Below are 24,294 nucleotides of genomic sequence, written 5' to 3'. Positions count from 1 at the left end.
CTGAGGTTGCTGTTGCCGGCCGTGCCGGAAGGCCCCGCACTATAGGCAGAGCCGGGCGGCGCGCAAGGGCCTTGCGGCACGGCGCCGGAGAGCCGTCAGGGCCGGTCAGGCGATGATGTCGGGAAGCAGGCGGTCTTCCAGCGTGGTGATGCGGTCCTTGAGCGCGAGCTTCTTCTTCTTCAGGCGCTGAAGCTGCAGCGCGTCGGCTCGGCCGGTCTCCACCATGGCGCCGATGGCCATGTCGAGGTCCCGGTGTTCCTGGCGCAGGCGCGCCAGCTCGATGCGCACCGTCTTGTCGTCGAAGTCGCCGTCCATGCCCGCATCCATGCCTCTACTCCAGACTTTCGGCGCAAACGCCCACCCGACCGGCGGAAGGTGCAAGGCGGACCGCCCGACCTTCGCAAAGCCGATCATCTTCAACGCCCCGGAACGCTCGGACAGGGTCCTCCCGAAGGCCAAAACGCTTCCGCCGACAGGATACCGCGATGGCGGCCCGGGCGGTAGACCCGTTGAACATCGCGGCGACGCGCGGCGGCCGTGGACAGGGTGTCGCAGGCGGCGGCCGGAGGGCCGCGGACGGGCGGATCCGCCGGAGAAAACGCTCCGTAAACCCTGCGCTAACGGCAATCGCGCAATCGGGGCAAGGACCTTCGGAAGCGTTCGACAGGGCTTGCAGGCTGTGTCACACTGATGTCGTCAAACGCGAATAGGCAAGGAGGTTATCCATGTCCCTTCAGTCGCATCTGGTCGAGTTGAAGAAACGTCACTCGGATCTTGAGCGAAAACTGGAAGAGGCGATGCGCCATCCGAGCACGGACTCGCTGGAGATCGCCAGCCTGAAGCGCCAGAAACTTCAGCTCAAGGACCAGATCGAGCGGCTTCGCTCCGGCTCTACCCTGCACTGAAGATCCTGCATTGACACGGGAAGGGGCCGCAAGGCCCCTTCGACCACAGCAGAAGCCGCGGCCTTGCCGCGGCTTCTGTGTTTTCGGGACCCAGACTGTCGTGGTGTCATGGCGCACGGACCTGTCGGCGCGCAGGTGGGCGGCCCCAAACACGCCTCAGAAGTGCAAGGCGCGCCACTCGGGCCGGGCCAGTTCGCCGTCGCCATTTTCATCGGCGAGGCCGAAACGGGCCTTGGCGCCGGACAGGAACTCGTCGAGGCTCAGCGTCCCGTCGCCGTTCGTGTCCATGGGCGCAAAGCGCGCCTCCTTCTCCTCCTGCCGGCGTGCCTGCATCGCGGTGTTGCCGCCCTGCTGGGAACCCATCCGGAGCGCCATGTATTCGTCCATGGTCAGCTTGCCGTCGCCGTCGCTGTCCATCGCATGGAAGACGTCCTCGGCGTGGGTCAGCATCTCCTGCAGGGAGACGCTGCCATTGCCGTCGGTGTCCATGGCTTCCATCCGGGTGGCCATGCCGCCGCCCCCCATGCCCTGACCCATCCCCTGCTGTGCCAGCGCGGCCCCGCTGACCAGGGTTGCGGCAAGCGTGAGGCCTGCCAACGTGCGGCGAAGATGTGTCATGTCCTGCTCCCCGGCACCCGTGGGCGCCGTTTATTTCATGTCTTCGAACGTTGAGATCTTACTCCGAAACGCGCAAGGCGACGGGGCGGCGCGCTGTCGCAGGCGTGCCCGCCGCTTGCGGCCGGAGCGCGGTGCTCACACCTCCTTCGCCATCTCGCGCAGCACGAATTTCTGGATCTTGCCGGTCGAGGTCTTCGGCAGTTCGGTGAAGACCACATGGCGGGGCACCTTGTAGCGGGCGAGTCGCTGGCGGCAGAACTCGACGATCTCCTCCGCCGTCACCTGCGCGCCGGGGCGCAGCTCGACAAAGGCGCAAGGGGTCTCGCCCCATTTCTCGTCCGGCCGTGCGACCACGGCGGCGGCCATCACCTCGGGATGCTTGAACAGCACGTCCTCCACCTCGATTGAGGAGATGTTCTCGCCGCCGGAGATGATGATGTCCTTGGACCGGTCCTTGAGCTGGATATAGCCGTCCTCATGCATGACGCCGAGATCGCCGGAATGGAACCAGCCGCCGGCAAAGGCCTCCGCCGTCGCGGCCGGGTTCTTGAGATAGCCCTTCATCACCACATTGCCGCGGAACATCACCTCGCCGAGGGTCTCGCCGTCGGCGGGAACGGGTTGCATGGTCTGGGGATCGAGCACCGCGAGATCCTCCAGCGCCACATAGCGCACGCCCTGGCGCGCCTTCAGCGCCGCCTGCTCGGCCGGGGTGCGGGCATCCCACTCGCGCTTCCAGTCATTGACGACGGCGGGGCCGTAGACCTCGGTCAGGCCGTAGAGATGGGTGACGTTGAAGCCGGCCTCCTTCATCGCCGCAAGCACGGCCTCGGGCGGCGGGGCGGCGGCGGTGAAGAACTCGACGATGCGCCCGGCAAGGTCGCGCTTGTCCTCCTCGGGCGCGTTGAGCACCGTCGACATGACGATGGGCGCGCCGCACAGATGGGTGACGCCTTCGTCCGCGAGCGCGTCCCAGATCTGCTTGGCGCGGACCCAGCGCAGGCAGACATGGGTGCCGGCGACCAGCGACAGCGACCAGGGGAAGCACCAGCCGTTGCAGTGGAACATCGGCAGGGTCCACAGATAGACCGGATGCCGGGCCATGGAGGCGGTCAGGACATTGGCCTGGGCCAGCAGATAGGCGCCGCGATGGTGGTAGACGACGCCCTTCGGATTGCCGGTGGTGCCGGAGGTGTAGTTGAGCGAGATCGCGTCCCATTCGTCGGCCGGCAGTTGCCAGGCGAAATCGGGATCGCCGGAGGCGACGAACGCCTCGTAGTCGATCTCGCCGAGCAATTCGCCGGCTTGCGGAAACTGCGGGTCGTCATAGTCGATGACCAGCGGGGCGACCTTTGCCAGCGCCAGCGCCTCCTTCATCACCGGGGCGAATTCCCGGTCGGTGATGACGACCTTGCTTTCCGCATGGTCGAGCTGGAAGGCGAGGATGGCGGCGTCGAGCCGGGTGTTGAGCGAATGCAGCACGGCGCCGGTCATCGGCACGCCGTAATGGGCCTCGAGCATCGGCGGGGTGTTGGAGAGCATCACCGTCACCGTGTCGTTCTTGCCGATGCCCCTGGCGGCGAGCGCCGAGGCGAGCCTGCGGCTGCGGGCGTAGAACTCGGCATAGGAGACGCGCTGGCGCCCATGCACGATGGCGGTCTGGTCGGGGAAGACGGCGGCGGCCCTCGCCAGGAAGCTCAGCGGCGACAGCGGTGTGTAGTTCGCCTCGACCTTGTCGAGATCGCGCGTGAAGGGGGTGCCGTTGTCGGCCATTCGTTCCTCCGGATATGCCCTGTCAGCCGGCGCTTTCTCCCCGCCGTTCCCGGCATCAAAGCGGCAAAGCCCCGTTCGATCAACTGCGTTCGGCGGCCTGCCCGATCAGGCGAGGAGGGCGCTCGCCCCATCCCACAAGAGCTTGAGGCCGATGACGCCGACGGCGAGATAGGTGATGCGGTAGAACAGCGCCGGCTGTACCCGGCGCACCAGCCAGACGCCGGCAAGGGTCGCCAGCGGGGCGAGCGGCAGCAGCACGGCGGAGGTCGCAAGGTTCGCCGCGTCGAACTGGCCGAGCGCGGCATAGGGCACCAGCTTGATCGCGTTCATCGTGGTGAAGAACAGCACGGTGGTGCCGGCGAAGCGGATCGGGTCGAGCCGCAGCGGCAGCATGTAGATCTGGTAGGGCGGGCCGCCGGTATGGCTGACGAAGCTGGTGAAGCCGGCGATCGAGCCCCAGAACCGCCCGGCCCAGGGGCGTTGCGGCTTCGCTTCGCCCATCCGCGCGCCGCCGCGCAGATAGTCGAGCGTGAAGAGCACCGCGACCAGGCCGACCAGCAGGCGGACATGGGCATCGCTGACATGGGCGGCGGTGAGATAGCCGATGCCGATGCCCAGGATCGCCGGCGGCAGCAAGATGCGCAGGCTCGCCCCGTCATATTTGCCGCGATAGGCGATCAGCCCGGCCATGTCCATGACGACGAGGATCGGCAGCATGATGCCGGCGGCCTGCACCGGCGGAATGACGAGGCTCATCATCGGCACGCCGAGCAGCGACAGCGGCCCGCCGAAGCCGCCCTTGGCCAGCCCGACCAGGATCACCGCCGGGATGGCGAAGGCATAGAACAGGGGATCGGAAACGGGATGCACGGGGGTCTTTACCGACAGGAGGCTGGCACCGAATCGACGCCCTGGCCAATCTATACGGGGGAGCAGGGCGCTGTCATGTTGCAGGACGGCCCGCCTAAGCAAACTTCCCATTCGCCGAATGTATAGGGTGGCAAGGCTTGCCTTTCCGTGCCCCGTCGCGGCAGATACGCTGAACCGCGTTGCGGAAGGCCGGGTTTCGACTGGCCGAATTTCCATAGGGAGGACAAGCCGATGACCAGCCGTTACCACGAGGTCTACGAGGCGTGGCAGCGCGATCCGGAAGGCTTCTGGGCGAAGGCCGCCGCCGAGATCGACTGGATGAAGCCCTGGGACACGGTCTTCGATCCCTCGCTTGGCGGCTACGGCCAATGGTTTGCCGGCGCGGAATGCAACACCTGCTACAACTGCCTCGACCGGCATGTGGAGCGCGATCGCCCCGGCCAGCCGGCGATCATCTATGACAGCCCGATCACCGGGGGTCAGGCCGTCTTCACCTATGAGGAGACGCTGGAGCGGGTCAACGCCATGGCCGCGGTGCTGGCCGATCACGGCATCGGCAAGGGCGACCGCGTCATCCTCTACATGCCGATGATCCCCGAGGCGGTGATGGCGATGCTGGCCTGCGCCAGGCTCGGCGCGGTGCACTCGGTCGTCTTCGGCGGCTTTGCCGCGCGCGAACTCGCCACCCGCATCGACGACGCGACGCCCAAGGCGATCATCGCCGCCTCCTGCGGCATCGAGCCGGGCCGGGTGGTCGCTTACAAGCCGCTGCTGGACGCGGCCATCGAGATGTCCCGGCACAAGCCGCAGGCCTGTTTCGTGCTGCAGCGGGTGCAGGCCGAGGCGGCGCTGGACGGCGCGCGCGACCATGATTTCGGCGCCCTCACCGCCGATGCGCTGGCGCAGGGCCGCAAGGTCGCCTGCGTGCCGGTCAAGGCGACGGATCCGCTCTACATCCTTTACACGTCCGGCACGACGGGCCAGCCCAAGGGCGTGGTGCGCGACACCGGCGGCCACATGGTGGCGCTGAAATGGACGATGGCGAACCACTATGGCGTGGCGCCGGGCGAAGTGTTCTGGGCGGCCTCCGATGTCGGCTGGGTCGTCGGCCATTCCTACATCGTCTATGCGCCGCTGCTGCAGGGCGCGACGACGGTCGTCTTCGAGGGCAAGCCGATCGGCACGCCGGATGCCGGCGTGTTCTGGCGGGTGATTTCCGAGCACAACGTGGTGAGCCTGTTCACCGCGCCGACCGCCTTCCGCGCGATCAAGAAGGAAGATCCGGAGGGCAAGCTGATCGCCGACTACGATCTCGGCTCCTTCCGCACGCTGTTCCTGGCCGGCGAGCGGGCCGATCCGGACACCATCGCCTGGGCGGAGGACAAGCTCGGCGTGCCGGTCATCGACCACTGGTGGCAGACGGAAACGGGCTGGCCGATCGTCGGCAATCCGGTCGGGCTCGGCATGCTGCCGGTCAAGCACGGCTCGCCGACGGTTCCCATGCCCGGCTACGACGTGCAGGTGGTGGACGATGCCGGCCACCCGGTCGCCAACGGCGCGCTGGGCAATGTGGTGGTGAAGCTGCCGCTGCCGCCGGGCTGCCTGCCGACGCTGTGGAACGCGCCGGAGCGCTTCCACGCGAGCTATCTGGAAGAGTTCCCCGGCTACTACAAGACGGCCGATGCCGGCCTGATGGACGAGGACGGCTATCTCTTCATCATGGCGCGCACCGACGACATCATCAATGTCGCCGGCCACCGGCTGTCGACGGGGGCGATGGAGGAGGTGCTGGCGAGCCACCGGGACGTCGCCGAATGCGCGGTGATCGGCATTGCCGACCAGCTCAAGGGCCAGTCGCCCTGCGGCTTCGTGGTGCTGAAGGCCGGCGTCGACCGGCCGCATGCGGAGATCGAGAAGGAACTGGTCGCCCTGGTGCGCGAGCGGATCGGCCCGGTCGCCGCCTTCAAGCTGGCGATCACCGTGGAGCGGCTGCCGAAGACCCGCTCGGGCAAGATCCTGCGCGCCACCATGCGGCAGGTCGCCGACGGGGCGGAGTACCGGATGCCGGCGACGATCGACGATCCGGCGATCATCGACGAGATCGCCGCGGCGCTGAAGGAACGCGGCCTGCCGGTCGGCGGCTGAAGCCGCCGCTGCGGCAGGTGCCGCGGCCCGCTGCTTCCCCAGCGCTTTCAGGCTGTCGCATCGACAGGGGCGGCGCTGCGTCCTATGTTCGCGCGCGGACGGCCCATCGCCCGCGCGGGCGGCCTGTCCCGGAATTGCGTGAACAGACAGCAGCGAGGAACTCCGTGTCCCTGGAAAACAAGGTTGCCATCGTCACCGGCGGAGCCGGCGGTATCGGCCTGGCGATCGCGCGCCGCTTTCTCGCCGACGGTGCCAAGGTGGTCATCGCCGATGTGGACGATGCGCGCGGCGAGGCGGCCGAGGCGGAGCTGAAGACCCTCGGCGAGCTGCGCTATGTCCATTGCAACGTCGCGGAGAAGCTCGACGTGCGCAACCTGGTGGCGGCGACGCTGGACGCCTTCGGCGACATCGACATCCTGGTCAACAATGCGGGCATCGTCGCCGGCGGCGACTTCCTCGAGATCGAGGAGGCGGATTTCGACCGCGTGTTGTCGGTCAACCTGAAGGGCGCGTTCCTGTGCAGCCAGGCGGTCGCCCGTCACATGGTCGACAAGGTGGCGGCGGGCGGCGAGCCGGGCGTCATCATCAACATGTCGTCGGTGAACGCGGTCTTCGCCATCGCCGACCAGGTGCCCTATTCGATCTCCAAGGGCGGCATGAACCAGCTCACCAAGGTCGCGGCGCTGGCGCTGGCGCCGCATGGCATCCGCGTCAACGGCATCGGCCCCGGCTCGATCATGACCGACATGCTGACGGCGGTGAATGCGGACAAGGCGGCGCAGACGCGGGTGCTGTCGCGCACGCCGCTCGGCCGGGTCGGCGAACCGTCGGAGATCGCGGGCGTCGCGGCGTTCCTCGCCTCCGACGATGCCAGCTACATGACCGGCCAGACCCTGTATCCGGACGGCGGGCGGCTGCCGCTCAACTACACGGTGCCGGTGGCCGCGGAGGACTGAGCGGACTTCCACCCCAGCGTGAGACACGACAAAGGCCGGGCGCTTGTGGCGCCCGGCCTTTGTCGCTCTCGCTGGCAGTGCCGGGGCCTATTCGGCGGCCGACTCGCGCCTGTCGGCGGCGGTGTCGAAGGCGCGGGCGCCGGTCTCGAACTGCAGCTTGGCGAGCTTGGCATAAAGTCCGCCATGGGCGACGAGATCGGCGTGACGGCCGCTCTCGACGATGCGCCCGTCCTCCATGACGATGATCCGGTCGGACTTGAGCACGGTGGCGAGGCGGTGGGCGATGACCAGCGTCGTGCGGCCCTGCATCAGGCCCTCCAGCGCCGTCTGCACCAGGGTCTCGCTCTCCGCGTCCAGCGCGCTGGTGGCCTCGTCGAGCAGCAGGATCGGCGCGTCCTTGAGAATAGCGCGGGCGATGGCAAGGCGCTGGCGCTGGCCGCCCGACAGGGTGACGCCGCGCTCGCCGACGGCGGTGTCGTAGCCCTTGGGCAGGGCGCGGATGAAGGTGTCGGCAAAGGCGGCGCGGGCCGCCGCCTCGATCTCGTCCCGCGTTGCCTCCGGCCGGCCGAAGGCGATGTTGTCGGCGATGCTGGCGGCGAACACGGTGGTGTCCTGCGGCACCAGGGCGATCTGCCGGCGCAGCTCGAGCGGGTCGCAGTCGCGCAAGGGAACGCCCTCGACGCGGATCGTGCCCTGGCTCGGATCGTAGAAGCGCATCAACAGGTGGAACAGGGTCGACTTGCCGGCGCCGGAGGGGCCGACGACGGCGACCGTCTCGCCCGGTTCGACATTGAGCGAGACGTCGGTGATCACCGGCAGGCCGCTGCCCGCCCCATAGGCGAAGGAGACGTTGTCGAAGGCGAGGGCGCCCGACACGCGCTGCGGCAGCTTCACCGGTTTCGCCGGGGCGGCGATTTCCGGCTTGATCTTCAGCAGTTCCGACAGGCGTTCGGCGGCGCCGGCGGCCAGCGAGATCTCGCCCCAGACCTGGCTGAGCTCGCCGAGGGCGCCAGCCGCGAAGATCGAATAGAGCAGGAACTGGCCGAGCTCGCCGGCGGTGATGCGGCCGTTGAACACGTCGCTGGCGCCGACCCAGAGCACGGTGACGACGCTGCCGGCGATGACGAACATGGCGAAGGCGGTGAGCAGGGCGCGGGCGAGGATGGCGGAGCGGGCGGCGCGGAAGGCCTCCTCGACATTGGCGCCGAAGCGCAGGCTCGCCAGCGCCTCGTTGGTGAAGGCCTGCAGGGTGCGCACGGCGCCCAGCGTCTCGGAGGCATAGGCCGAGGCGTCGGCCAGGGTGTCCTGCGCGTGGCGCGAGCGGCGGCGCACGCTGCGGCCGAAGGCGATCAGCGGCAGCACGATGATCGGGATGGCACCGAGCACGAACATCGACAGCCGTGGGCTGGTCACCACCATCATGGTCGAGGCGCCGAGGAACATCATCAGGTTGCGCATGGCGATGGAGGCGCTGGTGCCGACCGCCGACTTGACCTGGGTGGCATCGGCGGTGAGACGCGACACGATCTCGCCGGAACGGGCGCTGTCGTAATAGCCGGGGGAGAGGCGGATGATGTGGCTGTAGACGTCGGCCCGCAGGTCCGCGACGATCCGCTCGCCGAGCGAGGTGACCAGATAGTAGCGCAGGGCCGAGAAGGTGGCGAGCGCGGCGGCGACGAGAATGAGCACCGAGAAATAGTTGTCGACCAGCGACGGGTCGTCCGCGCCGAAGCCGAAATCGATCATCCGCCGAATGGCGATCGGCAGCAGCAAGGTGGTGCCGGCAGCGCCCATCAATGCGGCCAGGGCCAGCACCGCCCGGACCCGGTATTTCACCAGATAGGGGAGCAGCGCGGCCAGCGGCCGCAGGTCACGCTTTCCGCCGCGGTCGGGCGCTGTGGGGGAGCCGTATCGGGACACGCTTGTTCTTGCTCTCTGTTCCTGCCGGATGCCAGCGGACCATAACGGTTTGGAGCCGTAAGTCCAACCTGTGGACGCGATCGCGATTGTCGCGGCGCCGGCGGCTCCGCGAGGGCGCCGGACGCGGCTTTGCGGCCTTGTTTTCCGCCGATGAATGGGCTATAGGCTCGCGCTCAAGGTTTCAGGTGCCGCGCGCGCTTCCGCGTGGCCCGCCGATGAATCCGTGACTTCGTCATGCAGCGAGGACTTGCCGCCACCGGCGGGCTTGCCACGTGCGCAGGACGGGGACACGACCACAGCTCCAACATGAATGCGCCGCGCCTCCCCAGGGCCGGTGTAAGCCGCAGGCACGGGGACGAGAAGATGAAGAAGGACATTCATCCCGACTACCACTCCATCAAGGTGGTCATGACGGACGGTACGGAGTTCCACACCCGCTCCACCTATGGCGCGGATGGCGACTCGCTGCAGCTCGACATCGATCCGCGGACCCATCCGGCATGGACCGGCGGCGACCGCCAGCTCATGGATCGTGGCGGCCGCGTTTCGCGCTTCAAGAACAAGTATGCGGGCTTCCTCGGCAACTGATCGCCGGAGCCCCGCTCCGCCCTTGCGGGTGGACGCAGACACGAAAAACCCCGGAGCCTCAGGCGCCGGGGTTTTTTGTTGGGTCTTGTCGGCTCCGCGCCGGAAGCCGGCTCAGCGGCGCGAGCCGAAAGCGGCGTTGAGCACGTCGAGCTGAACGGCGACCGGATTGTCGATCGCGGCGGCTTCCGCGTGGCGGCTCTCGTAGATCATCCGGTCGAGGTGCTGGATGCGCTCCTGAAGACGCACGGACCGCTCGATCAGGTCGCGCAGCTCCTGCGGCAGATCCTGCCAGCCGGAGCCGCCGCGCGTCGAGGACAGGGTGTCGAGGCGCACCTTGTTCTTCTCGTTGCCGGCCTGCTCGGCCGACATCTCGCCCTCGTTGACGGCGCGCTGCAGCAGCAGCCAGGACGCCATCTGCATCAGCCGCGTCGTCAGGCGCATGGATTCCGTCGCATAGGCGAGCGAGCCGGCGCGCGGCAGCGACTTCGACTGCACCCGTCCCTCGCCGTCCAGATAGGCGGCGGTTTCCTCCACCAGCGCCATGCCGTCGCGGAACAGCGCGGAGAACATCTCCGAATTGGCCAGCCGGTCGGCGAAGTCGATCGGTGCATTTCGCCGCGTGGATGAGAACCAGTCCGTCATGCGCCAGTGCCTCCTGTCCAGCCTTGTCTCGATCCCTGGCGACCGCGGTGTCCTGCCGGCGCTTCTGCGAGGCCTGGCGTGAAACGGGACACCTGTCCCAAAACGGGTCCCAGCGGTCGGGTCCCTGCTTGCTGTGCAAGCGCCGTGCCATGCCGTCTGGCGCAGGCGGCCGGCTTCTTGAGGGGATACACCGAAGACGCCGGCAAAAAAAGAGCCGCGGCGACCGCGGCTCGAAGTCATTAACAGGGAGGCGTCAAACAGAGTGGACAGGAGCCACTCGAAATCCAGAGGACTGGATACACACAGTTATGAATTGGAAAGCTTAATAATTGGTAAATGACTAAATTTTTAATGAATCCTGGCGCCTCACGCAGCGGAGCGCAAAGTCAAATTTGAAGTAAATATCGAAGGTTAACTGTGACGGAGCCCACTCAGGACGAGCTGCGGAACAGCGCATCGGCCGCCGCGCGCACGCCGCTGCGGGCATCGCGCTCGCGTTCGACGCGGGCAATCTCCCCTGTCAAGTCTTCGATGCGCCGCGTCAGTTCATCCACAGAAAGTCGCGACAGGTCCTCGCCCAGAACAATCGGAAGGGCGATGCCGCCTGTCTTCGAATCGAACTCGTCCTGCATGTCCGGGTCTCCCTTTGCCGACCGCGCCCCTCGCCGTCCGGCAGGATGTCCGCCCGAATGGGCGCTCGTCAATTGTCAGGCCGTGCGGGACGTCTTAAACCGGGACACCAAAGGCAAGCGCAAGAGGACGGGTCCGATGAGCGACATTCCCCGCATGATGACGGCAATCGGCTTCGAGACGCCGGGCGGACCCAATGTGCTGGCGCCGATGCAGCGGCCGGTGCCGTCTGCCGCCGCCGGCGAGGTGCTGATCCGCATCGAGGCAGCCGGCGTCAACCGGCCGGACGTGATCCAGCGGATGGGGCACTATCCGCCGCCGCCCGGCGTCACCGACATTCCCGGCCTGGAAGTCGCCGGCACCGTCGTCGCGCTCGGGCCGCAGGTCGCCGGCCTCTCACCGGGCGACCGGGTCTGCGCCCTGGTGCCGGGAGGCGGCTATGCGGAATATGTGACAGCGCCTGCGGGTAGCGTGCTGCCGGTGCCTTCCGGACTGTCCATGGCTGAGGCTGCGGCGATCCCGGAAACCTTCTTCACGGTCTGGTCGAATGTCTTCGACCGGGTCGGGCTGACGGCGGGCGAGCGGTTCCTGGTGCATGGGGGGACGTCGGGCATCGGCACCACGGCGATCCAGCTCGCCAAGGCCTTCGGGGCCGAGGTCTTCACCACCGTCGGCTCCGACGACAAGGCGGCGGCGGCGCGCCGGCTCGGCGCCGACCATGCGATCAACTACAACAGCGCGGATTTCGTCGAGGTGGTGCTGGAGGCGACCGGCGGCCACGGGGTCGAGGTGATCCTCGACATGGTCGGCGGCGACTATGTGGAGCGCAACTGGAAGGTGGCGGCGGTGGAGGGCCGCATCTGCCAGATCGCGACGCTGAACGGGATCGCCGAGAACGTCAATTTCTCGCGGCTGATGGTCAAGCGGCTGACACATACCGGCTCGACGCTGCGCCCGCGCGAGGCGGCGTTCAAGGCGGCGATAGCCGCGCAGTTGCGCGAGAAGGTGTGGCCCTTGATCGAGGCCGGCACGGTCCGCCCGGTGATGGATTCGACCTTCCCCTTGGCCGAAGCCGCTGCGGCACATGCGCGGATGGAGAGCTCCGGACACATCGGCAAGATCGTGCTTTTGACCGGGGCCGCGACGTGATCCATGTTTGATTTCATGGCGGGGAACGCGTATAAGCCTTGCAGTTCCCCTTCCATGCGACAGATGATTTAGGCTTTGCCGGCTCCTGCGCTCACAAGTGCGGTTCCCGGCGGAGCGAACAGGAGGCATTACACATGGCGACCACTCCCTTGATGCCCAAGGCGACGGCCGTGTGGCTTGTGGACAACACGTCCCTCAGCTTCGAGCAGATTGCCGACTTCTGCAAACTCCACCCGCTCGAGGTGAAGGCGATCGCCGACGGCGAGGCCGCCCAGGGCATCAAGGGCCTGGATCCGGTGATGACCGGCCAGCTCACCCGCGAGGAGATCGAGAAGGCGCAGGCGAACACCGGCTACCGGCTGAAGCTGCAGGAGCCGAAGACCCGCGTGCCGGAGAGCAAGCGCAAGGGACCGCGCTACACGCCGGTGTCGCGCCGCCAGGACCGGCCGAACGCCATTCTGTGGCTGGTGCGCAACCATCCGGAGCTGAAGGATTCCCAGATCATGCGCATGGTCGGCACCACCAAGCCGACGATCCAGGCGATCCGCGAGCGCACCCACTGGAATTCCAACAGCCTGACGCCGCTGGATCCGGTGACGCTGGGCCTGTGCAGCCAGATCGAGCTCGACATGGAGGTCGAGAAGGCGTCGAAGAACCTGCCGCCGCGGCCCGAGAGCGAACACTACGAGGAGACGCTGCTGCCGGTCGACGAGACCACCTCGGAGGACGCGATGGCGGCCGCCTTTGCCCGGCCCGCCCCCTCGCAGCCGAAGGACGAGGAGATCGACGCCGCCGCCGTCTTCGCCAAGCTCAACTCGCTCAAGGGCAAGGCCCGCGACGAGGATGACGACGACTATTAAGTCGTACTGGTCGCGCCTGTGATACGCGGCGCGACCGTATCTCGCGCCGATCCGGGCGATTTTCGATGAAAAGAGGCCGTTTCCGGATCGGGAACGGCCTTTTGCTTTTTCCGCTGCCGGGAGTGGGCGGGCATTGACCCGGCGGCGATCAGCGCTCGGTGAGCTTCAGCTCGATGCGGCGGTTGCGGGCGAGCACCTCGTCGCTGTCACCCTCTTCCAGCGGCTGGAACTCGCCGAAGCCGGCGGCGACCAGCCGTCTGGGATCGACGCCCTGGTCGATCAGGTAGCGCACCACCGAGATCGCGCGGGCGGCGGAGAGCTCCCAGTTGTTGCGGAAGCGTCCGGTTCCCGAAAGCGGGCGCGCGTCGGTGTGGCCGTCGACCCGCAGCACCCAGTTGATCTCCGAAGGAATCTGGACCGCGAGCTCCTTGATCGCGTCGGCGAGTTTGCGCAGCTCTTCCTCGCCCGCCGGATTGATCGTCTCGACACCGGAAGAAAACAGCACTTCGGACTGGAAGACGAAGCGGTCGCCGACGACCCGGATGTCGGAACGCTGGGAGAGAATCTCGCGCAGGCGGCCGAAGAAGTCCGACCGGTAGCGCGACAGTTCCTGCACCCGCTGGGCCAGCGCCACGTTCAGCCGGCGTCCGAGATCGGCGATCTTGGTCTGGCTTTCGCGGTCGCGGCTTTCCGAGGCCTCCAGCGCATCCTCTAGCGCAGCGATCTGGCGGCGCAGGGCCGAGATCTGCTGGTTGAGCAGTTCCACCTGGGAGAGGGCGCGCTGCGACAGGCGGCGCTCCTCCTCCAGCGCGCTTTCCATGCCGGCAAGGGCGCCGCCGGTCTGGCTGGCCCGGTCCGAGGAGGTGTCGAGCAGGCCCTGCAGGCGCCGCTGTTCGGCCTCGGCATCGGAGAGGTTGGCGGTCAGCGTGGCGATAGTGTCCTGCAGGTCGCGGCCGCTCGCCCGCTCCAGCGCCAGCAGTTCGGTCAGTTCGGAGATCTGGGCGTTGAGGCGGTTGAGGACGGTGTCGCGCCCGGAAAGCTGCTGCCCGAGGAAGAACTGGGCGAGCACGAAGATCGACAGCAGGAAGATGATGACGAGCAGCAGCGAGGCCATGGCGTCGACGAAGCCCGGCCAATAGTCCGTGCGTCCCTCCCGCCGTCTCATGCGCGTGCCGGCCATAGCTCTAGAGCCCTTTCGGCCAATTCGAAGTCAATTCCGCTTCCCGATCGGGGCGGTGATCCGGCGCCGAACCGGTCGCAGTGCGCCCGCCAATCGGAAGCCCTGCGGGACGGGTCATTTCGGCTCGTCCTTGATCCGCTCGAACGCCGCCGCCATGGTCTTGAGCAGGTGCTCGATCCGCTTCTGCTGCTCGGACTGCTCGTCGGCCCAGTCGCGCATCATCTGCTGCTCGCTGCGCACATGCTGGACGAGGCCCTGGATGCCCTCGGCGAGGTTGGCCATGGCCACCGCCGCGTTGCGCCCGGCTCCGCCGCCGCCCTCGGCAACGGTCTTGCGCAGGTTGTCGATGGCGAAGCGCAGTTCGACCAGGCCGGAGCCGGCGCTGCCGGCCTCGTCCGGATCGATGTCGGTGAGGGTGGTCAGCCAGTCTTCCAGTTCGTTGTAAAAGCGGTTCTGCGCCTGGCTGGCCTGCAGGTCGAGGAAGCCGAGGACCAGCGAGCCGGTGAGGCCGAACAGCGAGGACGAGAAGGCGGTGCCCATGCCGGCCAGCGGCGCCTCGAGGCCGGCCTTGAGGTCCTCGAAGATGACATTGGCATCGGCGGAGCCGACATCGAGGCTCTGGATCGTCACGTTGACCGAGCCGACGGTCTGCAGCAGGCCCCAGAACGTGCCGAGCAGGCCGAGAAACACCAGCAGGCCGGTGAGGTAGCGCGCCATCTCGCGCGCCTCGTCGAGACGCATGCCGATGGAATCGAGGATCGAGCGGGTGGTGGCCGGGGACAGGATCGTGTCGCCGGCGCGGTTGCCGAGCAGCGTCGCCATCGGCGCCAGCAGCACCGGCGGGCGGCGGACCTCGATGCCGGGATCGCCGAGGCGGAAGCCGTTGACCCAGTTCACCTCCGGCATCAGGCGGATGACCTGGCGGATGGCGAGCAGGATGCCGACGACGCCGGTGCCGATGATCAGCCCGTTGAGACCGGGATTGCTCATGAAGGCGGAGGCGATCTGGCGATAGAGGATGAGCGCGATGAACGCGACCACCGCCAGGAAGATGATCATCCGGATCAGATAGACCCAGGGACTGGACAGGCTGTACGAATCATAGGCACGCGCCATGACGGCTTGTCTTCTCCCTATTGAGGACAAGCCCTTGATAGCGTGATTTTCACCGGACTGGAAAGCCGTAATGTCGCCCGCCCGCCCCGCCGCGGGGGCGAGCCTCAGCTCCGCGCGGCCTTGAGCAACTGGCGGAGCTGCAACTGGACCTGCTCATTGCCGGCAACGATGGAGCGGGTCTCGAACATCTTTTCGCCGCCGTCGATGTCGGTGACGTAGCCGCCCGCCTCGCGCACCAGCAGCAGGCCGGCCGCCATGTCCCAGGGCGACAGGCCGTGCTCCCAGAACCCGTCGAAACGGCCGGCAGCGGTCCAGGCAAGGTCGAGAGCGGCGGCGCCGCAACGGCGGATGCCGGCAACCTCGCCCATGACATGGCGCAGCTCCTTGAGCGTGCGGGCATGGTCGCCGACGCCGAGGAAGGGGATGCCGGTGGCGATGACGCAGTCCGGCAGGGACTTGCGCGCGGCGACGCGCAGCCGCCGGTCGTTGAGGAAGGCGCCGCGGCCGCGCTCGGCGGTGAAGAGCTCGTCCATCGCCGGATTGTAGATGACGCCGGCGACGATCACCCCGTCGCGCTCCAGCGCGATCGAGACGTTGAACATCGGGATGCCGTGCAGGAAGTTGGTGGTGCCGTCGAGCGGGTCGACGATCCAGCGGTGCTGCGGATCCTCGCCCTCGATGGTGCCGGACTCCTCCATCAGGAAGCCGTAGCCGGGACGCGCCTTCTGCAACTCGGCGCGCACGATCTTCTCGGCGGCGATGTCGGCGGCCGACACGAAGTCGCTCGGCCCCTTGCGCGAGACCTGCAGGTTCTCGACCTCGCCGAAATCGCGGGCGAGGCTGCGGCCGGCCTTCAGCGCGGCCTGGACCATGACATTCAGGATGGCGGAGCGGGACATGACGGTTCCTGGAAGCTTCCTGCCGGAATTGGCGCGGAATTGGCGCGGAATTGGCGCGGGATCGGCGATGGGTCCGGCCGCGCAAGAGGGGGCGGGACGGCGACGGATGCGGCCGCCGGCCCGTGCGGGTGCCTCAGTCGGCGCGGCGGACGTATTCGACCAGTTCGGTGTCGACGATGATCCTCTCGCCGGCGGTGATGAAGGGCGGCACCATGACGCGCACGCCGTTCTCCAGCATGGCCGGCTTGTAGGACGAGGACTGGGTCTGGCCCTTGACCACGGCATCGGCCTCGGTGATCTCCAGCGTGACATACTGGGGCAGGGTGATGCCGATCGGACGATCCTCGTGCATCTCCAGCGTCACCATCATGCCGTCCTGCAGGAAGGCGGCACGCTCGCCGACGAAATCGGCCTGCAGCTCGATCTGCTCGTAGGTCTCGGTGTTCATGAAGACCAGCATGTCTTCCTGGGGATAGAGATACTGGAAGTCCTTCTGCTCGAGGCGCACGCGCTCGACCTTGTCGGCGGAGCGGAAGCGCTCGTTGAGCTTGCGGCCGTCGATGAGGTTCTTCATCTCGACCTGGGCGAAGGCGCCGCCCTTGCCCGGCTTGACGTGCTCGACCTTGACGACCGCCCAGAGCGTCTCCTGGTGCTGCAGCACGTTGCCCGGCTTGATCTCGTTCCCGTTGATCTTCATGTGTCTTCTTCCGTTTCCAACTGTCCTGCGGCGGTTCGCTCCGCGGGGGCAATCCGCTGCCCCTGCCGCAGGCGTCTCCGGCGCCGCCTGGGCCGCCGGGCCCGTCCGGGCGGGCCCCTGGCATGGGCGCCGTTGCGTCGGCCGGGCACAATGTCTGGTGCGCGGCCTGTCCACCACACTTCCGGTTGCCAATCAAGCAAAAAGGCGGTTTTGCCGGCTCAGGGCGTGAGGTCGGGGCTGTCCTCGACGGTCAGGTCGGCCGCCGCCGCATAGCTTTCGGCGAAGGCGGTCGCCTTGGCCAGCGTCTCCAGGTCGATCGAGGCGAGCACGCCGTCCATCTCCAGATCCGAGATGCCGAGCGCGCGGGCGGCCATGTGCCAGCCGGCCGCCTTCTCCAGGTCGATCTCGCGGCCGCGGCCGAAGGCATAGATCCGCGCCAGCCGGTTCATCGCCACCGGGTTGCCGGCGCTGGCGGCGCGCTCGAACCAGTCGGCCGCCTCCGTCTCGTCCGGATCGACGCCGCGGCCGTTGAAGCGCAGGATGGCGTAGCGCACCTGCGCCCCGACATGGCCCTGGCGCGCGGCGCGCCCCATCCAGAAGGCGGCGCGGGTCTCGCTGCGGATGTCGGCGGGGCCGTCGAGATAGAACTGGGCGAGCTGGAAGCGGGCGTCGACATCATCGAGATCGGCGGCCTTTTCCAGCAGCTCCAGCGCCCGGTCGGGATCGAGCGGCCGTCCCTCGCCGGTGCGATAGAGGCCGGCGAGATTGTAGATCGCCTCCGGAATGCCGGCATTGGCGGCGATCTCGAACATGTCGCCGGCCTTCACCTTGTCCTGCGCGACGCCGAGGCCGTTGAGCAGCATCAGGCCGTAGCGCAGGGCGGCGCGGGTGTCGCCATTGTTGGCGGCGAGCTGGTACCAGCTTGCCGCCAGTTCCGCGTCCTGCGGCAGGCCGCGCCCGGTTTCGTAGAGCACGCCGAGCAGGGTCTGCGCGGCGGCATCCCCGGCCTCGGCACGCGGTGTCGCCCGCGCCAGGGCGGTCAGATACCAGCCGCGCTGGAAGGCGCCATAGGCGTAGTCGCGGACCTCGTCCTCGACCTGGAGGGGCAGCGGCGGGGCGACGCTGGTGGGCGGCACGAGAAGGGGGCTGTCCGCATCCGGGCTGACCGGGCGCTGCAGCACGGAGGAGAGCCGCTCGGCGATCTCCTCGGGCGTGGGCATCCTGCCGGCCCCGGGAAGATCCGGCGCCGGCGCGGCGGTCGCGGCGTCCGCCTCAGCAGGTGGTTCGGCCGGCGTTTCGGCTGATGTTTCGGGGGCAGCTTCGGGGGCTGCTTCTGCGGGGGTGTCCTCAGCAAGGGCGGGAGGCGCCGCCGTCCAGATGGACAGCAGCACTGCCAGCATGCCTGCCTGCCACCCTCCGCGCGCGCTCATCCGCCATCCGCCTCCGTCAGTTCGAAGCGGGACAGCACCTCGTTGGCCGCGCGCACCGCCGCCTCGGGACCGTCCGGATGGTTCCACACGGCGCCGCGCAGGGCGACGAAATCGGCGCCGGTGGCGGCACAGGTCTCGACGCCGGCGAGGTCGCTGCCGCACAGGGCGACGCAGGGCGTCTCGAACATTTCCGCCCACCAGGACGAGAACTGCAGCGTCTTGGCGTGCGGCTCGACGTCCTCCTCGCGCGCCAGCAGGCCGAACATCACGTAGTCGACGCCGAGTTCGGCGAGGGTCATCGCGTCATGGCGGGTGCGGATGTCGCCCGCGCCGACGATGCCGCGGGGCTGGAACGTCTCCAGCGCGCGCTTCAGGTCCTCGTCGGAGGTGTCGACATGGATGCCGTCGGCGCGGCTGCGGCCGGCGGCGCGCGAATCGTTCTGCACCAGCACGGCGGTGCCCGCCGCCTGGGCGATCGGCACGATGGTCTCGGCGATCTTCTGGAAGCCGGCCTCGCCCCAGCCGCCGTCGGTGATCAGCAGGCAGGCCACGTCGCCGCCGGCAAGGGCGGAGGCGAGGTCCTTGCAGAACCCGTCGAGCTCGAAACTTGCGGGCGTAATCAGGTAGAGGCGCGGGTGCACGGCGCATCCTTCCGCTTCGTGGGCCGGGCAATCGGAACCCGTCCCGGAATGAGGGGCGATCACGGCAAAAGAGGGGCGAAACCGCCCCTCTCGTCAAGCTTGCCGGTCGGATCGGTGTCCGGTCAGGCGGTCTCGAGCGCCTTGGCCCATTCGCCCTTGGCGGCGAGCCCGTTCATGCGGGCGCGGTGCAGGAACGCGGCCTGGCCGGCCGGAACGTTCTCCGGCTTGCCGCCCCAGGCCTTGAGTGCGGCCTGCTGCAAAGCGCGGCCATAGGAGAAGGTCAGCTTCCAGGGAAGCGGGCCGGCGGCGTTCATCAGATGCAGGTGCTCGGTCGCCTCGATGTCGGACTGGCCGCCGGACAGGAAGGCGATGCCCGGCACGGCCGCCGGCACCGTGGCCTTGAGGCAGCGCAGGGTGAGCTCGGCGACTTCCTCGGCCGTGGCCTGGATCGGGGCGTTCTTGCCCGGCACGATCATGTTCGGCTTGAGGATGATGCCCTCGAGCAGGATGTCCATCTGGAACAGCTCGGCGAACACGGTGTTCAGCGTCCACTCGGTGACCTCGTAGCAGGTCTCGATGTCGTGGGCCGCCGAGGGGCCGTCCATCAGCACTTCCGGCTCGACGATCGGCACGATGCCGGCTTCCTGGCACAGCGCGGCATAGCGGGCGAGCGCATGGGCGTTGGTCTGGATGCAGGTGCTGGACGGCAGGCCGTCCTCCTCGTTGATGTCGATCACCGCGCGCCACTTGGCGAAGCGGGCGCCGAGTTCGTAATACTCGGCAAGACGCTCGCGCAGCCCGTCGAGGCCTTCGGTGACGGTCTCGCCGGGGAAGCCGGCAAGCGGCTTGGCGCCCTTGTCGACCTTGATGCCCGGAACGGCGCCGGCCTTGCGGATCATCTCGACGAAGGGCGTGCCGTCGGCCGCCTTCTGGCGCAGCGTCTCGTCGAACAGGATGACGCCGGAAATGCAGTCGTTCATCGCCTCGGCGCTGGAGAACAGCATCTCGCGATAGGCGCGGCGGTTGTCCTCGGTGTTCTCGGTGCCGATCTGGTCGAAGCGCTTCTTGATCGTGCCGGTGCTTTCGTCGGCGGCAAGGATGCCCTGACCGGTGGCCACCATGGCCTGTGCGATATCCTCGAGACGTTCACTCATCCGATGAGACCCTCTTCTTGCGTGCAAGCGTTGCCGCTCTGCGTTGGCGGCGTTCTATCAAAAGCGCCGCGCTTTTGCAGGCGCGGCGCAAGCTGTTTCGCCGAAAGGCTTAATTCTCGAGCGCGACGACGCCCGGCAGAACCTTGCCCTCGAGCCATTCGAGGAAGGCGCCGCCGGCGGTCGAGACATAGGTGAAATCGTCGGCGACGCCGGCATGGTTGAGCGCGGCGACCGTGTCGCCGCCGCCGGCGACGCTGGTCAGCGACCCATCGCGGCTGCGCCCGGCGGCATGGCGGGCGGCGGCCACCGTGGCGATGTCGAAGGGCTCGATCTCGAAGGCGCCGAGCGGGCCATTCCACACCAGGGTGGCGGCGGCGTCGATCTTCGCCGCGACGTTGGCGACCGAGGCCGGGCCGACGTCGAGGATCATCGCATCTTCCGGCACCGCGTCGACGGCAACGGTCTCGCTGGCCGCTCCCGCCTTGAACTCGCGGGCAACGACCGCATCGACCGGCAGCACGATCTCGCAGCCGGCGGCTGCGGCCGCATCCATGATCCGCCGCGCGGTGTCGGCAAGGTCGTGCTCGCACAGCGACTTGCCGACCGCCTTGCCTTGCGCGGCAAGGAAGGTGTTGGCCATGCCGCCGCCGATCACCAGCAGGTCGACCTTCTTCACCAGGTTCTCGAGCAGGTCGATCTTGGAGGAGACCTTGGCGCCGCCGACGACGGCGAGCACCGGGCGCACCGGCGTGGTCAGGGCCGAGGCGAGCGCCTCCAGCTCCGCCTGCATGGTGCGGCCGGCATAGGCCGGCAGGCGGCGGGCGAGGCCTTCTGTGGAGGCATGGGCGCGGTGGGCGGCGGAGAAGGCGTCGTTGACATAGATGTCGCCGAGCGCGGCGAGCGCATCGGCAAAGGCACCGTCGTTCTTTTCCTCGCCGGCGTGGAAGCGGGTGTTCTCCAGCAGCGCGACATCGCCGTCCTTCAGCCCGTCAATGACGGAGGCGGCGGCAGCGCCGATGCAGTCCGCGGCAAAGGCGACCGGCCGGCCGAGACGCTCGGAGAGGGCGGCGGCGACGGGCGCAAGGCTCATCTGCGGCACCACGGCGCCCTTGGGGCGGCCGAAATGGGCGAGCAGCACCACCCGCGCACCCTTGTCGGCGAGTTCGCGGATGGTCGGCAGAACCCGGTCGATGCGGGTGGTGTCGGTCACCCGGCTGCCGTCCATCGGCACGTTCAGGTCGACGCGCACCAGCGCGCGACGGCCGGACAGGTTGCCGAGATCGTCAAGGGTCTTGAAGGTCATGGTCGCTCGCCTGGATGTCTCATGCGCAACGGCCGGCGCGAGGGGCGCCGGCCGTGCCTGCCAAGTCAGATGGTCTTCGCGAAGGCCACCGCGGTGTCCGACATGCGGTTGGAGAAGCCCCACTCGTTGTCGTACCAGGACATCACGCGGACGAGGTCGCCATCGATCACCTTGGTCTGGTCGAGCGCGAAGGTCGACGAGGCGCCGTTGTGGTTGAGGTCGATGGAGACCAGCGGCTCGTCGGTATAGGCGAGGATGCCCTTGAGCGCGCCGTCGGCGGCCGCCACCAGCGCGGCGTTGACCTCGGCCACGGTGACCTTGCGCTTGGGCACGAACTTGAAGTCGACGACCGAGACGTTCGGCGTCGGGACGCGGATCGAGACGCCGTCCAGCTTGCCGTTCAGCTCCGGCAGCACCAGGCCGACGGCCTTGGCGGCGCCGGTCGAGGTCGGGATCATCGACATCGCCGCGGCGCGGGCGCGATAGAGATCCTTGTGCATGGTGTCGAGGGTCGGCTGGTCGCCGGTATAGGCGTGCACCGTGGTCATGAAGCCCTTCTCGATGCCGAAGGCGTCGTTGAGGACCTTGGCGACCGGCGCCAGGCAGTTGGTGGTGCAGGAGGCGTTGGAGACGACCTTGTGCTCGCTGGAGAGCTTGTCGTGGTTGACGCCGTAGACGACCGTCAGGTCGGCACCGTTGGCCGGGGCGGAGACCAGCACGCGCTTGGAGCCGTTCTCCAGGTGCAGGGCGGCCTTGGCGCGGTCGGTGAAGATGCCGGTGCACTCCATGGCGATGTCGACGCCGAGATCGCCCCAGGGCAGGTCCTTGGGGTCGCGCACCGCAGTGACCTTGATCGGGCCGGTGCCGACGTCGATCGTGTCGCCGTCGACGGTCACCGTCGCCGGGAAGCGACCATGGACGGAGTCATAGCGCAGCAGGTGGGCGTTGGTCTCGACCGGGCCGAGATCGTTGATCGCTACGACTTGGATGTCGGTGCGGCCCGACTCCACGATGGCGCGCAGCACGTTGCGTCCGATGCGACCAAACCCGTTGATGGCAACCTTCACGGTCATGCGTGTCTCTCCTGTGGCGGCGAACCGCGTTCCTTGGGCGATTGATCTGGCCGAGCCGGGCGATCCAATACCGTGTTGTCCGGCTCCTGTCGTCTTTGGAGCGCCGTTTCACGGCGCCCGATGGCTGGTTACCGAAGCCTCGTCACGGATGCAACGGGTTCAAGCAACATATCTGGCCGATGCGCGCGCATGTCTCAGGCCTTGTCGTTTGCTGCCGTCTCCCGCATCCGCACCGCGCCGAGGGCCTTTTCCAGCACGGCCTCGGCCTTGCGCCGGGCTTCGGCGTCGAGTTTCGCAAGGTCGAGATGGAGAACGAGGCCCTCGTCCTCCTCGCTGATGGTCTGCGGATGGGCTGCGTCCGCCTCGCGCAGCCCCTCGACGGCATAGGGCACGATCTCTCCGGGAATGCCCTTCAGCGTGATCGGTTCCAGCCGGCGCACGCGCACCCGGTCCTGCACATGCGCCCAGGTCTCGTAGGAGATGACGATGCCGCCGGGCTGGGCGATCCCCTGCAGGCGGGCGGCCAGGTTCGCCTCCGCGCCGATGATCGTGTAGTCCATGCGGTCGGAGGAGCCGAAATTGCCGACATTGCAATAGCCGGTGTTGATGCCCATGCGGACCTCGAACGGCTTTTCGATCCCGCGCCGGCGCCAGAGCGCGTTCAGTTCCGCCATGCGCTTCTGCATCGCGATCGCCATGTCGAGGCAGGCATTGGCATCCTCGCGCGCGCCGCGCGTCTCCGGATCGCCGAAGAAGGCGAGGATCGCATCGCCGATGAACTTGTCGACGGTGGCGCCATGCGCCTGGGCGATGGCGGACATTTCCGTGAAATACTCGTTGAGCAGGCTGGTCAGCTCCTCGGGCTGCAGGTGCTCGGCCGTCTCCGTGAAGTCCTTGATGTCGGAGAAGAAGATCGTCAGCTTTTTGCGCTCGGTGGAGATCACCACGTCCTTCTCGCCGGAGAAGATCGACTTGTAGATCTGCGGCGAGAGGTATTTCGAGATCTTCATCGAGATGGAGGCGAGGAAGCCGTTCGCCTCCTCAAGCTCCGCGTTCATCCGGCGGAAATCGTTGGCCTGCCGCCATTGCAATCCTGCGAAGGCGACGCCGAAGGCGCTCGCTCCGGCGAAGTAGAGGAACAGATACTTGAAGGAGAACAGGTTCCTGGCGATCGGCTGGTGTACGGTGATGGCCTGGATGCCGCGCACGTCGCCGACCTGCCAGTCGTGCCTCGGGCTTTCGGGATGGGTGTTGTGGCAGGAGACGCAAGCCTGGCCCAGAACCACCGGAACGGCCATGCGGATCTGCCGTTCGAACAGCGAGCCGGAGAAATCGGTGGCGACCGCATCGGCCGAACGGCTCTGGCGGAAACTCGCCAGCGCGCCGGCCTCGAAAGCGTCGAGCTTGTGGGACGCCCGGTTGGCGAAGGGCAGATCGGAGACGAAGCGGTACTCGACATCGCCGCCGCCACGGCCGGCGATCACCCCGCCCAGTTCCAGCGACAGGGTCGCCGGGATCGGGATCGCTCCCGGCACGTCCTCGTAATTGTGAACGGCGACGGAATCGCCGGTATGGGCCTGGACACGGCCGACCACGTTGGAGCCGTAATAGGCGCGGATCTCCGACACCATGGCGTTGAGGGTGCGCGCCTGGGTCGCCAGGCCGGCGTCGGAAAGGTTCCGGAGATCCAGCCAGACGGCGACCGGCAGCAGCGCGAGCGCCATGGCGATGGCAAGCGCCATGAT

23 protein-coding genes are annotated in these 24,294 nt (G+C 67.8%); 6 read left to right on the top strand and 17 right to left on the bottom strand.

What is annotated here, in order from left to right; translation table 11 throughout:
• Positions 1-105: 105 nt before the first annotated feature.
• Positions 106-327 carry a YdcH family protein gene (locus TSB10P1A_RS13665; RefSeq protein ID WP_244293104.1) on the bottom strand — a complete coding sequence of 74 codons (222 nt, stop codon included), beginning with the start codon at positions 325-327 and terminating at the stop codon, positions 106-108.
• Positions 328-725: 398 nt separating this feature from the next.
• On the opposite strand from TSB10P1A_RS13665, the gene TSB10P1A_RS13660 reads away from it, so the two are divergent.
• A complete protein-coding gene (locus tag TSB10P1A_RS13660) occupies positions 726-905 on the top strand; it encodes a YdcH family protein (protein ID WP_186388462.1) in 180 nt (59 codons plus the stop codon).
• Between the two features lie 156 nt (positions 906-1,061).
• On the opposite strand, the gene TSB10P1A_RS13655 is transcribed toward TSB10P1A_RS13660, so the two are convergent.
• The 3 genes from TSB10P1A_RS13655 to TSB10P1A_RS13645 all read right to left on the bottom strand — a co-directional run bounded on the left by TSB10P1A_RS13655 (position 1,062) and on the right by TSB10P1A_RS13645 (position 4,166).
• Positions 1,062-1,523, bottom strand: coding sequence for an EF-hand domain-containing protein (locus tag TSB10P1A_RS13655; protein ID WP_186388461.1), 462 nt, complete (start codon positions 1,521-1,523; stop codon positions 1,062-1,064).
• A 135-nt stretch (positions 1,524-1,658) separates the two neighbouring features.
• Positions 1,659-3,296: an acyl-CoA synthetase gene (locus TSB10P1A_RS13650; RefSeq protein WP_186388460.1), complete on the bottom strand. Its 1,638-nt coding sequence runs from the start codon at positions 3,294-3,296 to the stop codon at positions 1,659-1,661.
• A 105-nt stretch (positions 3,297-3,401) separates the two neighbouring features.
• Positions 3,402-4,166 (bottom strand): sulfite exporter TauE/SafE family protein, encoded by a 765-nt coding sequence (locus TSB10P1A_RS13645; protein WP_186388459.1) that lies wholly within the window; start codon positions 4,164-4,166, stop codon positions 3,402-3,404.
• A gap of 231 nt (positions 4,167-4,397) precedes the next feature.
• Here TSB10P1A_RS13645 and TSB10P1A_RS13640 point away from each other — a divergent pair, with 231 nt between their 5' ends.
• Together TSB10P1A_RS13640 and TSB10P1A_RS13635 are read left to right on the top strand one after the other, a co-directional pair.
• A complete protein-coding gene (locus TSB10P1A_RS13640) occupies positions 4,398-6,311 on the top strand; it encodes a propionyl-CoA synthetase (RefSeq protein ID WP_186388458.1) in 1,914 nt (637 codons plus the stop codon).
• A 164-nt stretch (positions 6,312-6,475) separates the two neighbouring features.
• Complete coding sequence (locus tag TSB10P1A_RS13635) at positions 6,476-7,267, top strand: SDR family NAD(P)-dependent oxidoreductase (RefSeq protein ID WP_186388457.1); 792 nt, start codon at positions 6,476-6,478, stop codon at positions 7,265-7,267.
• 87 nt (positions 7,268-7,354) lie between these two features.
• Here the strand turns inward: TSB10P1A_RS13635 and TSB10P1A_RS13630 are convergent, their stop codons facing one another.
• Complete coding sequence (locus TSB10P1A_RS13630; protein ID WP_186388456.1) at positions 7,355-9,187, bottom strand: ABC transporter transmembrane domain-containing protein; 1,833 nt, start codon at positions 9,185-9,187, stop codon at positions 7,355-7,357.
• Positions 9,188-9,550: 363 nt separating this feature from the next.
• Here TSB10P1A_RS13630 and rpmE point away from each other — a divergent pair, with 363 nt between their 5' ends.
• On the top strand, positions 9,551-9,775 hold the full coding sequence (gene rpmE / locus TSB10P1A_RS13625) for a 50S ribosomal protein L31 (protein WP_186388455.1): 225 nt from the start codon (positions 9,551-9,553) through the stop codon (positions 9,773-9,775).
• A gap of 111 nt (positions 9,776-9,886) precedes the next feature.
• Here rpmE and TSB10P1A_RS13620 read toward each other — a convergent pair whose 3' ends face one another.
• Positions 9,887-10,417 carry a DUF1465 family protein gene (locus TSB10P1A_RS13620; protein ID WP_186388454.1) on the bottom strand — a complete coding sequence of 177 codons (531 nt, stop codon included), beginning with the start codon at positions 10,415-10,417 and terminating at the stop codon, positions 9,887-9,889.
• Between the two features lie 431 nt (positions 10,418-10,848).
• Positions 10,849-11,049, bottom strand: coding sequence for a DUF1192 domain-containing protein (locus TSB10P1A_RS13615; RefSeq protein WP_186388453.1), 201 nt, complete (start codon positions 11,047-11,049; stop codon positions 10,849-10,851).
• A 136-nt stretch (positions 11,050-11,185) separates the two neighbouring features.
• Between TSB10P1A_RS13615 and TSB10P1A_RS13610 the strand changes: the two genes are divergently transcribed.
• Positions 11,186-12,196 (top strand): NAD(P)H-quinone oxidoreductase, encoded by a 1,011-nt coding sequence (locus TSB10P1A_RS13610; protein WP_186388452.1) that lies wholly within the window; start codon positions 11,186-11,188, stop codon positions 12,194-12,196.
• A 134-nt stretch (positions 12,197-12,330) separates the two neighbouring features.
• Positions 12,331-13,056: a DUF1013 domain-containing protein gene (locus TSB10P1A_RS13605; protein ID WP_186388451.1), complete on the top strand. Its 726-nt coding sequence runs from the start codon at positions 12,331-12,333 to the stop codon at positions 13,054-13,056.
• Positions 13,057-13,204: 148 nt separating this feature from the next.
• On the opposite strand, the gene TSB10P1A_RS13600 is transcribed toward TSB10P1A_RS13605, so the two are convergent.
• From TSB10P1A_RS13600 to TSB10P1A_RS13555, 10 genes are all read right to left on the bottom strand, one after another.
• Complete coding sequence (locus tag TSB10P1A_RS13600) at positions 13,205-14,236, bottom strand: peptidoglycan -binding protein (protein WP_186388450.1); 1,032 nt, start codon at positions 14,234-14,236, stop codon at positions 13,205-13,207.
• 114 nt (positions 14,237-14,350) lie between these two features.
• Positions 14,351-15,352 carry a flagellar motor protein MotA gene (locus TSB10P1A_RS13595; RefSeq protein ID WP_186388449.1) on the bottom strand — a complete coding sequence of 334 codons (1,002 nt, stop codon included), beginning with the start codon at positions 15,350-15,352 and terminating at the stop codon, positions 14,351-14,353.
• A 104-nt stretch (positions 15,353-15,456) separates the two neighbouring features.
• Positions 15,457-16,251 (bottom strand): inositol monophosphatase family protein, encoded by a 795-nt coding sequence (locus TSB10P1A_RS13590; RefSeq protein ID WP_186388448.1) that lies wholly within the window; start codon positions 16,249-16,251, stop codon positions 15,457-15,459.
• Between the two features lie 133 nt (positions 16,252-16,384).
• Positions 16,385-16,948: an elongation factor P gene (gene efp / locus TSB10P1A_RS13585; RefSeq protein ID WP_186388447.1), complete on the bottom strand. Its 564-nt coding sequence runs from the start codon at positions 16,946-16,948 to the stop codon at positions 16,385-16,387.
• Positions 16,949-17,166: 218 nt separating this feature from the next.
• On the bottom strand, positions 17,167-18,168 hold the full coding sequence (locus TSB10P1A_RS13580; protein ID WP_208987092.1) for a tetratricopeptide repeat protein: 1,002 nt from the start codon (positions 18,166-18,168) through the stop codon (positions 17,167-17,169).
• 206 nt (positions 18,169-18,374) lie between these two features.
• The gene (locus TSB10P1A_RS13575) at positions 18,375-19,019 is read right to left on the bottom strand and encodes a thiamine phosphate synthase (protein WP_186388445.1); all 645 of its coding nucleotides are present in this window, start codon (positions 19,017-19,019) and stop codon (positions 18,375-18,377) included.
• A gap of 122 nt (positions 19,020-19,141) precedes the next feature.
• Positions 19,142-20,173, bottom strand: a complete 1,032-nt coding sequence (locus tag TSB10P1A_RS13570; RefSeq protein ID WP_186388444.1) for a class I fructose-bisphosphate aldolase — start codon at positions 20,171-20,173, stop codon at positions 19,142-19,144.
• A gap of 109 nt (positions 20,174-20,282) precedes the next feature.
• Positions 20,283-21,476: a phosphoglycerate kinase gene (pgk, locus tag TSB10P1A_RS13565; protein ID WP_186388443.1), complete on the bottom strand. Its 1,194-nt coding sequence runs from the start codon at positions 21,474-21,476 to the stop codon at positions 20,283-20,285.
• A 65-nt stretch (positions 21,477-21,541) separates the two neighbouring features.
• A complete protein-coding gene (gap, locus tag TSB10P1A_RS13560; protein WP_186388442.1) occupies positions 21,542-22,549 on the bottom strand; it encodes a type I glyceraldehyde-3-phosphate dehydrogenase in 1,008 nt (335 codons plus the stop codon).
• Between the two features lie 194 nt (positions 22,550-22,743).
• Positions 22,744-24,291 carry an adenylate/guanylate cyclase domain-containing protein gene (locus TSB10P1A_RS13555; protein ID WP_186388502.1) on the bottom strand — a complete coding sequence of 516 codons (1,548 nt, stop codon included), beginning with the start codon at positions 24,289-24,291 and terminating at the stop codon, positions 22,744-22,746.
• Positions 24,292-24,294 lie beyond the last annotated feature (3 nt).

The sequence above is a fragment of the Stappia sp. TSB10P1A genome (assembly GCF_900185725.1).
GTDB lineage: Bacteria > Pseudomonadota > Alphaproteobacteria > Rhizobiales > Stappiaceae > Stappia.
The sequence above is the reverse complement of the archived record's forward strand: the minus strand, read 5'-3'. Positions and strand labels throughout refer to the sequence as shown.

Bases quoted from the DNA above. Each gene is read 5' to 3' on its own strand.
- TSB10P1A_RS13665 (WP_244293104.1), bottom strand. From the start codon at position 327: ATGGATGCGGGCATGGACGGCGACTTCGACGACAAGACGGTGCGCATC.
- TSB10P1A_RS13660 (WP_186388462.1), top strand. From the start codon at position 726: ATGTCCCTTCAGTCGCATCTGGTCGAGTTGAAGAAACGTCACTCGGAT.
- TSB10P1A_RS13655 (WP_186388461.1), bottom strand. From the start codon at position 1,523: ATGACACATCTTCGCCGCACGTTGGCAGGCCTCACGCTTGCCGCAACC.
- TSB10P1A_RS13650 (WP_186388460.1), bottom strand. From the start codon at position 3,296: ATGGCCGACAACGGCACCCCCTTCACGCGCGATCTCGACAAGGTCGAG.
- TSB10P1A_RS13640 (WP_186388458.1), top strand. From the start codon at position 4,398: ATGACCAGCCGTTACCACGAGGTCTACGAGGCGTGGCAGCGCGATCCG.
- rpmE (WP_186388455.1), top strand. From the start codon at position 9,551: ATGAAGAAGGACATTCATCCCGACTACCACTCCATCAAGGTGGTCATG.
- TSB10P1A_RS13620 (WP_186388454.1), bottom strand. From the start codon at position 10,417: ATGACGGACTGGTTCTCATCCACGCGGCGAAATGCACCGATCGACTTC.
- TSB10P1A_RS13615 (WP_186388453.1), bottom strand. From the start codon at position 11,049: ATGCAGGACGAGTTCGATTCGAAGACAGGCGGCATCGCCCTTCCGATT.
- TSB10P1A_RS13610 (WP_186388452.1), top strand. From the start codon at position 11,186: ATGAGCGACATTCCCCGCATGATGACGGCAATCGGCTTCGAGACGCCG.
- TSB10P1A_RS13605 (WP_186388451.1), top strand. From the start codon at position 12,331: ATGGCGACCACTCCCTTGATGCCCAAGGCGACGGCCGTGTGGCTTGTG.
- TSB10P1A_RS13600 (WP_186388450.1), bottom strand. From the start codon at position 14,236: ATGGCCGGCACGCGCATGAGACGGCGGGAGGGACGCACGGACTATTGG.
- TSB10P1A_RS13595 (WP_186388449.1), bottom strand. From the start codon at position 15,352: ATGGCGCGTGCCTATGATTCGTACAGCCTGTCCAGTCCCTGGGTCTAT.
- TSB10P1A_RS13590 (WP_186388448.1), bottom strand. From the start codon at position 16,251: ATGTCCCGCTCCGCCATCCTGAATGTCATGGTCCAGGCCGCGCTGAAG.
- efp (WP_186388447.1), bottom strand. From the start codon at position 16,948: ATGAAGATCAACGGGAACGAGATCAAGCCGGGCAACGTGCTGCAGCAC.
- TSB10P1A_RS13580 (WP_208987092.1), bottom strand. From the start codon at position 18,168: ATGCCCACGCCCGAGGAGATCGCCGAGCGGCTCTCCTCCGTGCTGCAG.
- TSB10P1A_RS13570 (WP_186388444.1), bottom strand. From the start codon at position 20,173: ATGAGTGAACGTCTCGAGGATATCGCACAGGCCATGGTGGCCACCGGT.
- pgk (WP_186388443.1), bottom strand. From the start codon at position 21,476: ATGACCTTCAAGACCCTTGACGATCTCGGCAACCTGTCCGGCCGTCGC.
- gap (WP_186388442.1), bottom strand. From the start codon at position 22,549: ATGACCGTGAAGGTTGCCATCAACGGGTTTGGTCGCATCGGACGCAAC.
- TSB10P1A_RS13555 (WP_186388502.1), bottom strand. From the start codon at position 24,291: ATGGCGCTTGCCATCGCCATGGCGCTCGCGCTGCTGCCGGTCGCCGTC.